Raw genomic sequence first — 14576 nt, 5'->3', positions numbered from 1 at the left:
GAAAGGGCGTGTGAAGACACGCCCTTTTTTATGGTTTCGAGTTTTCGCATATAAAAAAGCGTGGAATTGATCCCACGCTTTTTCAGACGGCCTCTTACAAAGCGGCCAATACGGCATCGCCCATTTCGGAGCAGGAAACCAGTTTGGTACCTTCTTCGTAAATGTCGCCGGTACGCAAGCCTTGTTGCAGTACTTTTTGTACGGCGTTTTCAACTTGTTGCGCGCGTGCTTCGTCGTTCAGGCTGTAACGCAGCAGCATGGCAAGAGACAATACGGTCGCCAGCGGATTGGCTTTGTTTTGACCGGCAATGTCGGGAGCTGAGCCGTGAGACGGTTCGTACAGGCCTTTGCCGTTTTCGTCCAAAGAAGCGGAAGGCAGCATACCGATAGAACCGGTCAGCATGGAGGCTTCGTCGGAGAGGATATCGCCGAAGATGTTGCCGGTGGCAATCACGTCAAACTGTTTAGGTGCGCGTACTAACTGCATGGCTGCGTTATCAACGTACATATGGGAAAGCTCGACATCAGGGTATTCTTTGCCGATTTCTTCAAAGATTTCGCGCCACAGTTCGGTGGTTTCCAAAACGTTGGCTTTGCCTACGGAGCAGACTTTTTTGCTGCGTTTTTGGGCGGATTGGAAGGCAACGTGGGCAATACGGCGGATTTCGCTTTCACTGTATTTCATGGTGTTGTAGCCTTCGCGTTCGCCGTTTTCTAACACACGGATGCCGCGCGGTTCGCCGAAGTAAATATCGCCGGTCAGTTCGCGTACGATAAGGATGTCGAGGCCGGCTACGATTTCCGGTTTCAGAGTGGAAGCATTGGCCAGCTCTTTATACAAAATGGCAGGGCGCAGGTTGGCAAACAGATTCAAGTCTTTACGGATGGCCAACAAGCCGCGTTCAGGGCGCAGCGGACGGTCGAGATTGTCGTATTGAGGAGAACCGACTGCACCAAGCAGAACCGCATCAGCTTTACGGCAAAGGTTTTGCGTGAATTCTGGATAAGGATGGCCGTATTCGTCATAGGCTTCGCCGCCCAAAGGTGCGTATTCGTAGCTGACATCCAAACCTTGTTCGATAAGTTTGTCGAGTACACGGACGGTTTCTGCAACGATTTCAGGGCCGATGCCGTCGCCGCGCAAGATAGCGATATGTTTGGTCATTTCGGGTTTCCTTATGGGAAGGTTTTAGGTAAAGGGCAGGTCGTCTGTTTTTCAGACGGCCTTAAATCAATTTGCTCTGAAAACGCTGATTGTACCATTATGGTACTGGTAAAGCTGGGTAGAAATCGCGTAGGCAGAGTCTTCAAATGCCTGCAGGGCGATATTTGCCATTGCCTGCAAAGCCTCTTCATCGGACGGGCTGCAAACGAGCAGAGCGTTGCGTGCCGGGACTGCAAAAACAGGATTGGCCGGCAGCATAAGATCGTCTTTAAGTACTTCGTCCAAAAGCAAAATCAGGGAAGTATCATAGTCGTTGTCCAAATGGATTTGGGTCAATGACCAACCTTCGGCATGATGAATTTGGACATGTCCATTCATCCGTTGGCGCAAATTATCCATGGCGGTACGATACAAGGCGTCCTCATCTTCAATACCGGCCTCTTTCATATGCTCACGATTGAGCGTATGCATGGATTCTTCCGTATCCACCATATAAAGCAACATGATATCGCCGGCAATCGGTTTGTATACCAGGTAATCGGCAGGTTCGGCTTCGTCCGTATTTGTAATCAGTCTGGCGTTTTCCAGATAAATCGTATTTTTAATTGTCGGAAGAATTTGTTGTGCTGAAACACTGGCATCAGTGTCTTGAATCTTATAGATAACCGCTAAATTGGCTGCAACAATCGCCTCCAAGGCCTCGGGATTTTGCAGATAACTTGTGTAATGGTTGCTCAAATATGTGCTGAATGATGCTTCATCGTCTTCGGAAAAATGGACAATAATCGGCGAAGACGCAATATTTTCGCCTCAGTCGATTTTTGCCTCAAGATCCAATTCTTCTTGGATGCGGCGGGCAAAGTATTCGACAAATTCCTGCCAAGTCATTAATTTAGGTTTGGAGCGGAACAACCTGCTGAAAAAAGACATATTGTGTCCTGAATAAGGGGATAAGGCCGTCTGAAAAATTATAGACGTTCGGTTTCAACACGGATTTTAAAAACAACTTTGCGTATGTTTGCCCTGTCGCCGACCAAAGGGGCATGCGCATCATTCGGGAAGAATAGCGCAAATTCGCCGGGCTCCAAGGTCAGCCAAGTTTCCGGCTCGCAGTCGAAAAACTCGATATCGCGCTTTTCGTTGTAGCCTAAACCGTTTTTCAGACGGCCTCTGTCTATCCAGCCATATGTTTCGCTGCCATCAATCGGCGTTTGAATATCAATGTGTTTTAAGTGCGCTTCAGGCTGAGCTTCGCCTTTAGTCCTCATCGGCTCGCTGCTGATAAAAATACGGATATTGGGGTTCTCGCACGGCACTTGGCCGTCCGGCAGCTTGGTAAAATCTAGGGTTTGCAACAGATGGAAGGCCTCAGCAAAGTCGGGATGCAAGGCAGCGTAGCGGGTGGCATTGCTTATGGTGTCGGTAATCATGGTGTGGTTAGGTAGAAATTAAACTTCAGGATGTAGAGAAGCCAATACGGTTTTCAGGATGCCTTATTTGGATTCTGACAATAAGGCTGTCTGAAAAGGCTTTTTATAGAGTTATGTTTTGCAGATCCAAAGTGGAAGCATAATGTTCAGCGATAGGAATACGCTTGCGGCTGACTTGGTTTATATCGCTGCCTTCTTCAGTCCATAAAAACGGAAAGAACGTGTAAACGCTGTCGCCATTCAAATCACGGATTTCTTCGTGCCAATTTTTCCAACGCAGGTTTTCGTAAAACAACTGTAAATCGCCGTTCAATGCCCAATTTAAGAAGTCGCCATAACCTTTACCGCAATCTTCCCATTCCAGTGTATCCGGTGGTAGGTAGAAAACATTACCTACTTTGCCATTCAATCCTCCGCCATTAATCGCAAAATAGCCTCCAGCAACATCATCGGCAAACAGATAATAGGGAGCAGGGCCTGCTGGCTCGGATTGTGTACGGCTTAGATTCCAACTTCCCAAACCACGAGGTAGCTTCGCGCTGCCAGAACCAAGTATCCGTAACCAGCCGTCATCGATAAGAATACCGCCGGTTTCATAAACGACAGCGCCCATAAACGAACGTATCGTTACTTGGGTTTTGACAAGTTCTTCCTTTGCCTTTTCAAGCGTACGTGGCAGAACTTCAACGCTGTTTACCGCTTCTGTAAGCCACTCTTGAATCAATGGCCACGCAGGGTCTTGGGTTTGGATTAATTCGTCGAATGATCTCATGGTCTATCCCAAAACATTCAGTAAAGGCCGTCTGAAACACTTAAATTTTTCAGACGGCCTTTTGTATGTCAACCGTTAAACAGCCAAGGCTGGCTTTGGCGGCGTTTTTCTTCAAAGGCGTGAATTTCGTCAGCGTGTTGCAGGGTCAGGCCGATTTCGTCCAAGCCGTTTAAGAGACAGTGTTTGCGGTGTTCGGTAATGTCGAATGTGAATGTTTCGCCGCTAGGGGTGGTCAGGGTTTGCTCGGCAAGGTCGATGGAGAGCTGATAGCCTTCGTTGGCTTCAACTTCTTTGAAAAGCTGGTCAACCTGTTCTTCTGTCAAAACGATAGGCAAAAGGCCGTTTTTGTAGCAGTTGTTGAAGAAGATGTCGGCGAAGTTGGGGGCGATGACGGCGCGGAAGCCGTAGTCGTCCAATGCCCAAGGGGCGTGTTCGCGTGAAGAGCCGCAACCGAAGTTTTTACGCGTCAACAGGATTTGTGCGCCTTGATAGCGTGGCTGGTTCAGGGAGAAATCCGGATTCAACGGGCGTTTGCTGTTGTCCATGCCCGGTTCGCCGTGGTCGAGGTAACGCCATTCATCAAAAGCATTGGGGCCGAAGCCGCTGCGTTTGATGGATTTCAGAAATTGTTTGGGGATGATGGCATCGGTGTCGACGTTGCTGCGGTCGAGCGGGGCGACGATGGCGGTAATTTTGGTAAAGGCTTTCATGTCAGATTCTTATAATAATAATAGGAAATTTTATGGCTATTCGGGTCAGCGTGTGCTGTGCAAACCGATTCGGTTGCCTTCTGTGTCTTCGATAAAGGCTGCAAATCCGTTGGCAATGCGGAATTTCTCTTGTAACAGTTTGCCGCCTGCTACAACGGCTTTTTCTGCTGTTTCGGCACAATCCGGGCAATTAAAGAAAATGGTTGTACCGCCGTGGCCGGGCTGGGCGTTGCTGTCGTGCCAAATCATGCCGGCCGTACCGTGTTGGGTGTAATCGGCTGGGAAAATGATGAAACGGAATCCGTTACCGCCAACGTCTTGCAGAGGTTTGCCGAATACGGATTCGTAAAAGGCTTTGGCGCGATCCAGATCATGAGCGTGAATACCAAACCAGCTTGACGGATTGCTCATTGTTTCTTCCTTTGCTTGGAATCGTGAAAATGTCTGAAAAATTAATAATGTATCAGGCCGTCTGAAACGGAGTTAGGAGCTTCAGACGGCCTGATTTACCGAATTATTCGGTAGCGGCTTCGATTTTTTCTCCAACATGGCTCATGCCGCGGCCTACTGCATTGCCGCCTTTTTTAACGGCTTCGCCAGTTTTGTCGGCAACGTGTTCTGCGGTTTCTTTGGTTTTGTCCCAATTGCGGCTGGTATCGTCTTTTGCGCCGGACCAAGTGCTGGAACAAGCTGACAGAATAAGGGCTGCGGCAGCCAATGCAAACAGTTTTTTCATACTAGATTCCTTTCAAGTTATCAATGATTAAGAAGGTTTTCGGACGTTTTGCGCAATATAATAAGAAAACTTGTTTGAGCAAGGTATTGTTTCAGTCGGCCTGATGAATAAAGGCCGTCTGAAAATATTTTAAGCCATAGTGCGGATATCGGTAAAGTGGCCGGTCACCGCGGCTGCGGCTGCCATGGCAGGGCTGACGAGGTGGGTGCGTCCGCCGTTGCCTTGACGGCCTTCAAAGTTCCGGTTGGAAGTAGAGGCGCAACGTTGTCCCGAGGTCAGGCGGTCGGCATTCATGGCGAGGCACATAGAGCAACCCGGCTCGCGCCATTCAAAACCGGCTTCTATAAACACTTCGTGCAAGCCTTCTTTTTCGGCCTGTTCTTTAACCAAACCGGATCCGGGAACAATCAATACGCGTTGTACATTGTCCGCTTTTTTACGGCCTTTGGCGATGGCGGCGGCTTCGCGCAAGTCTTCGATACGGCTGTTGGTGCAAGAACCGATAAAGACGATATCGACAGGGATTTCGTTTAATGGTGTACCGGCTTCCAAGCCCATGTATTCAAGGGCGCGTTCCATGCCGCTGCGTTTGACCGGATCGGTTTCTTCGGCAGGATTAGGCACTTTGCTGCTGATGTCTAAAACCATTTCAGGCGAGGTGCCCCAAGTTACTTGAGGTTCGATGTCTTCGGCTTTGAAGTGGTATTCTTTATCGAATACGGCGCCTTCGTCAGACACCAGCGTGCGCCAGTACTCGACGGCTTTATCCCACGCTTCGCCTTTAGGTGCGAAAGGTTTGCCTTTTACATAGTCGATGGTGGTTTGGTCGACGGCAACCATGCCTGAGCGCGCACCGGCTTCAATCGCCATATTGCACAAGGTCATGCGGCCTTCCATGGAAAGGCTGCGGATGGCTTCGCCGCCAAATTCAATGGCGTAGCCTGTACCGCCTGCCGTACCGATTTGGCCGATGATATAAAGCGCCACGTCTTTGGCGGTAACGCCGGGTTTCAGACGGCCTTCAACGGAAATCAGCATGGATTTGGATTTTTTAGCGGTAATACATTGGGTCGCCATGGTGTGCTCGACTTCGGAAGTGCCGATACCGTGCGCCAATGCGCCGAATGCGCCGTGAGTAGAAGTGTGCGAGTCGCCGCAGACAACGGTCATGCCGGGCAGGGTAGCACCTTGCTCCGGGCCCATAACGTGCACAATGCCTTGACCTTTATCCATGAACGGGAAGTAGGCGAGTGCGCCAAACTCTTTAATGTTTTTGTCCAAAGTGTCGACTTGCAGTTTGGAAATCGGATCTTGGATACCTTTGTCCCAGTCGCCTGTCGGGGTGTTGTGGTCGGCTGTGGAGACTACGCTGTCAATACGCCAGAGTTTGCGGCCGGCCATTTTCAAGCCTTCAAATGCTTGCGGGCTGGTTACTTCGTGAACCAGGTGTCGGTCGATGTAAAGCAGGACAGTGCCGTCTTCTTCTTCGCGGACGACGTGGCTGTTCCAAAGTTTATCGTAAAGGGTTTGTGCGCTCATGATGAGTATTCTTTGCTATTGGTAGGTATGAATGATGGTTTGCGTTTATGGGCGGATTTTAGGCTTTTTATAGGGGCTGCGCAATAGGAATTTGTCCAATTTTTAAAATTTGTTGCAAAGTTTCAAAAACACTTGTCAAAAATTAGACAAATTGTAGAATTGTTGACAAAAAGATGCATCTTATCTGAAAGAATACTTGTCGAAATGCACTAAAAAGTTCTATCATTCTCACTCAACATCCACACTTACCAAGAGGTATAAAGAATGAAATTACCGGTAATGGCTCCTGAGCATCTGACTCAATTACGGGAATTTGAGAAAAAAGTCCTTGCCAATCATGCCAAAATCGAAGCATGGTTCCGTTCGCATTGGAACGAACACCGTCCACCATTTTATGGTTCGGTTGACATCCGTAATGCCGGTTACAAAATTTCATCTATCGATATGAACCTGTTTCCGGGCGGCTTCAATAATTTGAATCCCAACTTTATCCCGCTGGCGGCGGTTGCCGCGCAAGATGCGGTACAGCGTGCATGTGAAACGGCAAAATCCGTATTGATTATTCCTGAAAACCACACGCGCAACACATTCTATCTGCAAAACGTTTACGCACTCAGCGAGATTTTGCGTTCGGCAGGATACGAAGTGCGCTTGGGCAGCCTGAATCCGGAAGTGACTGAGCCAACCGAGTTTGAAACCGCATTAGGCGACAAAATTTTACTTGAGCCTTTATTGCGTACCCGTGAGCGTGTACATCTCGCAGACGGTTTCTCGCCTTGCGTTGTTTTGTTGAACAATGACTTGTCAGCGGGTGTTCCTGAAATCCTTAAAGGCATCAGTCAAACCGTATTGCCTCCATTGCACGGCGGCTGGACGACTCGCCGTAAGACCGAACACTTCGGTGCGTACAACCAAGTTGCAGCCGACTTTGCCAAGTTGATTGACATCGACGAATGGCAAATCAATCCTTATTTTGAAAAAATCAGCGGTCTGGATTTCCAAGAGCGTGAAGGGGAGGATGCGCTAGCAGGCGCGGTAGAGCGTGTATTGGCGAAAATTCAAGCCAAATACGACGAATTGGGTATTGCCGACCAGCCTTTCGTTATTGTGAAAGCCGACGCAGGTACTTACGGTATGGGCGTGATGAGCGTTAAATCTGCGGATGAAGTGCGCGGCTTGAACCGTAAAAACCGCAACAAAATGGCGAAAGTCAAAGAAGGCTTGGAAGTTAGCGAAGTTATTGTCCAAGAAGGTATTTATACTTACGAAACTATGAACGGCGCCGTGTGCGAACCTGTCGTGTATATGATGGACCGTTTCGTAATCGGCGGCTTCTTCCGCGTACACGAAGGGCGCGGCGCAGACGAAAACCTCAATGCCGGCGGTATGGTATTTGTGCCACTGTCCAACAGCATTCCCACCGGCAGTGGCGACAATTCCCAAGAAGCGCCTGAAGCCTGCAAACGCGTATTTGAACAATGGGACTCGCTCGGTATGCCGCGCTCCGAAAAAGACTGCGACGTGGACAACGAACACAACCGCCTCTATGTTTACGGCGTAATGGCGCGCCTGTCCTTACTCGCCGCGGCATTAGAGTTGGAATAAACAGCGCCTCAAGCCTAATAAAACATTAATCAATGTCATCAGGCCGTCTGAAAATCAGTTTTCAGACGGCCTTTTCTGTCTGTACAATTCATTCTAACTAAAAAACATGATTTATTTTTATGAGCAAACCAGCCAATCCAATTGAGATAACCGACAATCTGCAAGACCAAACCATGCAGCGCAGCAATACCGACAATGCCCCGCGTTCTGCCATCCACCAAACCTTATATTCCGCCGATACCTTTGCTCAGCATGATTATCTTGCCGGAAAAAACTTGCCCGATATTGCCTGCCCGCAAGAAGGTCAAATCAACTGGCTGCATTTTGTCGGTATCAATGATGTTGTCTTGCTCAAACACGCGCTTGAGCCTTACGGCATCCATGAGCTGGTTATTGAAGACATTCTCAGCCGCAAGCAGCGTCCGAAAATTGAAGACTACGGCAGCTATGTTTTTACTGCCGCACAGGTTTACCACTATACCTCCACAGGCAAGCTCCATTCCGACCAAGTGTATGTGATTATCGGCAAAGATTTTGTGTTGTCTTTCCAACAAAAACCGTTGGGCTTGTTCAGCCATCTTCGCCGGCAGATGCACGAAAATCCGCACAATATTTTGAACAAAAATACAGCGTTTCTTGCTTATTGCCTGCTTGACCGTATTGTGGACGACTATTTCATCGTTTTGGAATCGTACAACAACCGTGTCGAAGCAATAGACAAGTCACTGTTTAAAAACGAAAACAGCGATATTCTCAGTAAGATTCATCGCCTCAAGCGAGATGCCGTCCGTCTGCGGCGCACGCTCTTACCATTGCGCGATGTGTTCTACCAACTGGCCGTACGCGGCGATTTTGCCATTTTCAAAGGCGAATCGACCGTCTATCTGCGCGACGTGTACGACCACAATATGCAGCTTATCGAGTCGCTTGATGCCTCGCGTGATATGGTGTTGAGCATGATGGATATTTATCTTTCCTTCCAATCCAACCGCATGAACCAGCAAATGCGCGTGTTGACGGTTATTACCATTATCTTTATGCCGCTGACCGTCATCACCGGCATCTATGGCATGAACTTCGACAATATGCCCGAGCTGCATTGGCATTACGGCTATTTCATGGTTTTGGGTGTGATGCTGTGCATTATTATCGGACTGCTGATTTTCTTCTCACGTAGAAAATGGCTGTAAACAGGAAGGCAATGGGTTGAAATTCAACGATTAAAAACGGTAGAATGATTTTGCACATGTGCAGTCTGAAGTTTTCAGACAATTTTAAAATAAATATCAAAAGGAGAATAAACGATGAAACCGGAACGCCAACTACCTTCCCATGAACTGATCATGTCCGAACTGATGATGCCTTATACGGCAAACTTCAGCGGCAATGTTCACGGCGGCGATCTTCTGCGCCTGCTCGACCAAGTGGCATATTCCTGCGCCTGCCGTTACAGCGGAACCTATTGCGTTACTCTGTCTGTTGATAAAGTATTGTTTAAAGAGCCTATTCATGTCGGCGAACTGGTAACCTTTTACGCTAGTATCAACTACACCGGCCGTACTTCTATGGAAGTCGGTATCCGTGTGGAGGCGCAAAACATCCACACTGGCGAAGTGCGTCATACCAACAGCTGCTACTTCACCATGGTTGCTGTTGAAGACGGTAAGCCGGTTCCTGTCCCACCTTTGGAAATCAATACACCGCGCCAACGCTGCCGTTATGAAAGGGCTAAAAAGCGTAAAGAGTTGAGTCTGCAGGCTGCGAACGAAGATTCTGGCTGCAACTAAATTCAATTTATTAAATAATGAAGGCCGTCTGAAATCCTGTTTCAGACGGCCTTCACGCAAAAGCCATAAACCGCTTGTTTTGTGGTAGAATCAACAAGATTTTTGCCATACGAAATTACAGATAATCATGACCGACGCAACCATCCGCAACGACCATAAATTTGCACTTGAAACCCTGCCTGTCAGCCTTGAAGACGAAATGCGCAAGAGCTACCTCGATTACGCCATGAGCGTAATTGTGGGACGAGCCCTGCCGGATGTCCGCGACGGTCTCAAGCCGGTACACCGCCGCGTGTTGTACGCGATGCACGAGTTGAAAAACAACTGGAATTCCGCCTATAAAAAATCGGCGCGTATCGTCGGCGACGTTATCGGTAAATACCACCCCCACGGCGATATAGCCGTTTACGACACCATCGTCCGCATGGCGCAAGACTTCTCCATGCGTTATGTGCTGATCGATGGTCAGGGCAACTTTGGTTCTGTCGACGGCTTGGCAGCAGCAGCCATGCGTTATACCGAAATCCGCATGGAAAAAATTTCCCATGAAATGCTGGCGGATATTGAAGAAGAAACCGTCAACTTCGGCCCCAACTATGACGGCAGCGAACATGAGCCGCTGGTATTACCGACCCGTTTTCCCGCGCTGTTAGTCAATGGTTCGTCCGGTATTGCCGTCGGTATGGCAACCAATATCCCGCCGCACAATTTGGGCGATACCATCAATGCCTGCCTGCGTTTGTTGGACGAGCCTGAAACTGAAATCGACGAGCTGATCAATATCATCCAAGCGCCCGATTTTCCAACTGGCGCAACTATTTACGGCTTGAGCGGCGTGCGCGAAGGCTATAAAACCGGCCGCGGCCGCGTGGTAATGCGCGGGAAAACCCATATCGAGCCTATCGGTAAAAACGGCGAACGCGAAGCCATCGTTATCGATGAAATCCCATATCAAGTAAACAAAGCCAAGTTGGTTGAGAAAATCGGTGAGTTGGTACGCGAAAAAACGTTGGAAGGCGTATCCGACCTGCGCGACGAGTCCGACAAATCCGGTATGCGTGTCGTGATCGAATTGAAACGCAATGAAAATGCCGAAGTCGTTTTGAACCAACTCTACAAACTGACCCAGCTGCAAGACAGCTTCGGTATCAACATGGTGGCCTTGGTTGACGGCCAGCCGCGTTTGCTGAACCTGAAACAAATCCTGTCCGAATTCCTGCGCCATCGTCGCGAAGTCGTTACCCGTCGTACTTTATTCCGCCTGAAAAAAGCGCGTCATGAAGGCCATATTGCCGAAGGTAAAGCAGTTGCCTTGTCCAATATCGACGAAATTATCCGTCTGATCAAAGAATCTGCCAATGCGCCGGAAGCCAAAGAAAAACTGCTGTCCCGCCCATGGCGCAGCAGCTTGGTTGAAGACATGCTCAGCCGCACGGATTTGGACCTGCACATGATGCGCCCTGAAGGCTTGCCAGAGAATTTGGGTCTGCACAGCCAAGGCTATTACCTGAGCGAATTGCAAGCTGATGCCATTTTGCGCATGAGCCTGCGTAACCTGACCGGCCTCGATCAGGAAGAAATTGTCGGCGAATATAAAAACCTGATGAGTAAAATCATTGATTTCGTGGATATTCTTTCCAAACCAGAGCGCGTTACCCAAATCATCCGCGAAGAATTGGCAGACATCAAAGCCAACTTTGGCGATGAGCGTCGCAGCGAAATCAATCCGTTTGGCGGCGATATCGCCGATGAAGACCTGATTCCGCAACGCGAAATGGTCGTTACCCTAACTCATGGTGGCTACATCAAAACCCAGCCGACCACCGATTATCAGGCGCAGCGTCGCGGTGGCCGCGGCAAACAGGCAGCGGCAACCAAAGACGAAGACTTTATCGAAACCCTGTTTGTTGCCAATACGCATGATTATTTGATGTGCTTTACCAATTTGGGCAAGTGCCATTGGATTAAAGTGTACAAACTGCCGGAAGGCGGCCGCAACAGCCGCGGTCGTCCGATCAACAACGTTATCCAATTGGAAGAGGGCGAAAAAGTCAGCGCGATTTTGGCCGTCCGCGAGTTCCCGGAAGACCAATACGTCTTCTTCGCCACTGCACAAGGCATGGTGAAAAAAGTCCAGCTGTCTGCGTTTAAAAACGTCCGCAGCCAAGGCATCAAAGCCATCGCGCTTAAAGAAGGCGATTACTTGGTCGGCGCAGCGCAAACCGGCGGTGCGGACGATATTATGTTGTTCTCCAACTTGGGCAAAGCCATCCGCTTTAACGAATATTGGGAAAAATCCGGTAACGATGAAGTAGAAGATGCCGATATCGAAACCGAAAACGAAGATTCAGACGGCTTGGATGATGAAAATGCTGAAAACGCATTGCCAAGCGGCAAACACGGTGTCCGTCCGTCCGGTCGCGGCAGCGGCGGTTTGCGCGGTATGCGCCTGCCGGCCGATGGCAAGATTGTCAGCCTGATTACCTTCGCCCCTGAAGCCGAGCAAAGCGATTTGCAAGTTTTGACCGCTACTGCCAACGGCTATGGCAAACGTACCCCGATTGCCGATTACAGCCGTAAAAACAAAGGTGGACAAGGCAATATCGCCATCAATACCGGCGAGCGCAACGGCGATTTGGTTGCCGCGACTTTGGTCAGCGAAACCGATGATCTGATGCTGATTACCAGCGGCGGTGTCCTGATTCGTACCAAAGTTGAGCAAATCCGCGAGACCGGCCGCGCTGCCGCAGGTGTCCGCCTGATTAATCTGGATGAAGGCGAAACCTTGGTCAGCTTGGAGCGAGTGGCTGAAGAGGCTGAAGATGAAGCCGCTTTAGAAAGCGATGCAGCTGAAAACCAAGTGGTAGAAGCTGAAGATACTCCGTCTCAAGAATCTTAAACGTCAATGAAAAAGGCCGTCTGAAAAGTTTTCAGACGGCCTGCTTATTCCAAAAGAAAATCCCGTGAGCGCAACCGAACCGTTCGATTTACCTCTTTTTCTGAAAAATCTGCCCAATCTTCCGGGCGTGTACCGTTTTTTTGATGAAGACAACAATGTTTTGTATGTCGGCAAAGCGGTCAATCTCAAGCGGCGCGTTTCCAGCTATTTCCAAAAAAACGACCATTCGCCGCGTATTGCATTGATGGTAAAACAGGTTCGCCATATCGAAACCACCATCACGCGTTCCGAAGCCGAAGCGCTGATTCTCGAAAACAACTTCATCAAAGCCTTGTCGCCGAAATACAATATCCTTTTCCGCGATGACAAAAGCTATCCTTATTTGATGCTCAGCGGCCATCAATATCCGCAAATGGCGTATTACCGCGGCACGTTGAAAAAGCCTAATCAATATTTCGGTCCGTATCCCAACAGCAACGCCGTGCGCGACAGCATTCAAGTGTTGCAAAAAGTCTTTATGCTGCGTACCTGCGAAGACAGTGTATTCGAGCATCGCGATCGTCCTTGTCTGCTTTACCAAATCAAACGCTGCACCGCGCCTTGTGTCGGTCATATCAGCGAAGAAGATTATCGTGACAGCGTGCGTGAAGCCGCGACTTTCCTCAATGGCAAAACCGACGAATTGACGCGTACCTTGCAACACAAAATGCAAACCGCCGCCGCCAATCTGCAATTTGAGGAAGCAGCCCGTTACCGCGATCAAATTCAAGCGCTCGGCATCATGCAGAGTAATCAGTTTATCGACAGTAAAAATCCGAACAATCCCAACGATATTGATTTGCTTGCGCTAGCGGTTTCAGACGGCCTGGTCTGCGTACACTGGGTCAGCATCCGCGGCGGGCGGCATGTCGGCGACAAAAGCTTTTTCCCTGACACCAAAAACGATCCTGAGCCAAACGGACAAGATTACGCCGAAGCCTTCGTTGCCCAACATTATTTGGGCAAAAGCAAACCCGATATCATTATCAGCAACTTTCCCGTTCCCGATGCGCTGAAAGAGGCTTTGGAAGGCGAACACGGCAAGCAGATGCAGTTTGTCACCAAGACCATAGGCGAACGCAAAGTCTGGTTGAAAATGGCGGAACAAAACGCACAAATGGCGATTGCACAACGCCGCCTGCAACAAAGCAGCCAGCAACACCGTATTGATGAACTGGCCAAAATCCTCGGCATGGATTCAGACGGCCTCAACCGCCTTGAATGTTTCGATATCAGCCACACGCAAGGCGAGGCCACTATTGCATCCTGCGTTGTGTACGATGAGCAAAACATCCAGCCTTCGCAATACCGCCGCTACAACATCACGACTGCCAAACCCGGCGATGACTACGCCGCCATGCGTGAAGTCCTAACGCGCCGTTACGGTAAAATGCAGGAAGCCGAAGCCAACGGCGAAAGCGTCAAATGGCCGGATGTCGTGTTGATTGACGGCGGCAAAGGGCAAATCGGCGTAGCCGTATCGGTATGGGAAGAACTCGGGCTGCAAATACCTTTGGTCGGTATCGCCAAAGGCCCCGAGCGCAAAGCCGGTATGGAAGAACTCATTCTGCCTTTTACCGGCGAAGTCTTCCGCCTGCCGCCCAACAGCCCGGCCTTGCATTTATTGCAAACCGTACGCGATGAGTCGCACCGCTTTGCGATTACAGGCCACCGCAAAAAACGCGACAAAGCACGCGTTACTTCCTCACTCAGCGAAATCCCCGGTATCGGCAGCAAACGCCGCCAAGCATTGCTTACCCGATTTGGCGGTCTGCGCGGCGTGATTGCGGCCAGCCGCGAGGACTTGGAAAAAGTTGAAGGCATCAGCAAAGCATTGGCGGAAACCATTTACGAGCATCTGCACTGATTGGTTTGAACAGCAAAAAGGAACAAT

At 49.5% G+C, this 14576-nt stretch carries 13 protein-coding genes; 5 read left to right on the top strand and 8 right to left on the bottom strand.

Features of this window, described 5'->3' with window-relative positions; translation table 11 throughout:
- Positions 1–94 precede the first annotated feature (94 nt).
- From leuB to leuC, 8 genes are all read right to left on the bottom strand, one after another.
- On the bottom strand, positions 95–1165 hold the full coding sequence (gene leuB / locus DBY95_RS02795; RefSeq protein ID WP_004520344.1) for a 3-isopropylmalate dehydrogenase: 1071 nt from the start codon (positions 1163–1165) through the stop codon (positions 95–97).
- A 66-nt stretch (positions 1166–1231) separates the two neighbouring features.
- Entirely contained in the window at positions 1232–1903 is a 672-nt protein-coding gene (locus DBY95_RS02790) for a DUF1444 family protein (RefSeq protein WP_234394579.1), read from the bottom strand.
- A 230-nt stretch (positions 1904–2133) separates the two neighbouring features.
- Positions 2134–2595 carry a YhcH/YjgK/YiaL family protein gene (locus DBY95_RS02785; protein WP_107723309.1) on the bottom strand — a complete coding sequence of 154 codons (462 nt, stop codon included), beginning with the start codon at positions 2593–2595 and terminating at the stop codon, positions 2134–2136.
- 103 nt (positions 2596–2698) lie between these two features.
- Positions 2699–3367, bottom strand: a complete 669-nt coding sequence (locus DBY95_RS02780) for a DUF2625 domain-containing protein (protein WP_107723308.1) — start codon at positions 3365–3367, stop codon at positions 2699–2701.
- A gap of 68 nt (positions 3368–3435) precedes the next feature.
- Positions 3436–4077: a 3-isopropylmalate dehydratase small subunit gene (leuD, locus tag DBY95_RS02775; RefSeq protein ID WP_107723307.1), complete on the bottom strand. Its 642-nt coding sequence runs from the start codon at positions 4075–4077 to the stop codon at positions 3436–3438.
- Positions 4078–4122: 45 nt separating this feature from the next.
- Entirely contained in the window at positions 4123–4488 is a 366-nt protein-coding gene (locus tag DBY95_RS02770) for a VOC family protein (RefSeq protein WP_070644810.1), read from the bottom strand.
- A 103-nt stretch (positions 4489–4591) separates the two neighbouring features.
- A complete protein-coding gene (locus DBY95_RS02765; protein ID WP_070644808.1) occupies positions 4592–4813 on the bottom strand; it encodes a hypothetical protein in 222 nt (73 codons plus the stop codon).
- A gap of 129 nt (positions 4814–4942) precedes the next feature.
- Entirely contained in the window at positions 4943–6352 is a 1410-nt protein-coding gene (leuC, locus tag DBY95_RS02760; RefSeq protein ID WP_070644806.1) for a 3-isopropylmalate dehydratase large subunit, read from the bottom strand.
- A 264-nt stretch (positions 6353–6616) separates the two neighbouring features.
- Between leuC and gshA the strand changes: the two genes are divergently transcribed.
- The 5 genes from gshA to uvrC all read left to right on the top strand — a co-directional run bounded on the left by gshA (position 6617) and on the right by uvrC (position 14549).
- Positions 6617–7957 (top strand): glutamate--cysteine ligase, encoded by a 1341-nt coding sequence (gshA, locus tag DBY95_RS02755; protein ID WP_107723306.1) that lies wholly within the window; start codon positions 6617–6619, stop codon positions 7955–7957.
- A 119-nt stretch (positions 7958–8076) separates the two neighbouring features.
- Positions 8077–9147: a magnesium/cobalt transporter CorA gene (gene corA / locus DBY95_RS02750; RefSeq protein WP_107723305.1), complete on the top strand. Its 1071-nt coding sequence runs from the start codon at positions 8077–8079 to the stop codon at positions 9145–9147.
- 114 nt (positions 9148–9261) lie between these two features.
- Complete coding sequence (locus tag DBY95_RS02745; protein WP_049331010.1) at positions 9262–9744, top strand: acyl-CoA thioesterase; 483 nt, start codon at positions 9262–9264, stop codon at positions 9742–9744.
- Between the two features lie 127 nt (positions 9745–9871).
- The gene (gene gyrA / locus DBY95_RS02740; protein ID WP_107723304.1) at positions 9872–12643 is read left to right on the top strand and encodes a DNA gyrase subunit A; all 2772 of its coding nucleotides are present in this window, start codon (positions 9872–9874) and stop codon (positions 12641–12643) included.
- A gap of 64 nt (positions 12644–12707) precedes the next feature.
- A complete protein-coding gene (gene uvrC / locus DBY95_RS02735) occupies positions 12708–14549 on the top strand; it encodes an excinuclease ABC subunit UvrC (RefSeq protein ID WP_107723303.1) in 1842 nt (613 codons plus the stop codon).
- Positions 14550–14576: the final 27 nt, after the last annotated feature.

Origin of the sequence: Neisseria subflava, from assembly GCF_003044935.1 — a bacterium.
Classification (GTDB): Bacteria; Pseudomonadota; Gammaproteobacteria; order Burkholderiales; family Neisseriaceae; genus Neisseria; species Neisseria subflava_E.
Note: the sequence above shows the minus strand (reverse complement) of the source record. Positions and strands in the feature narration are given on the sequence as shown.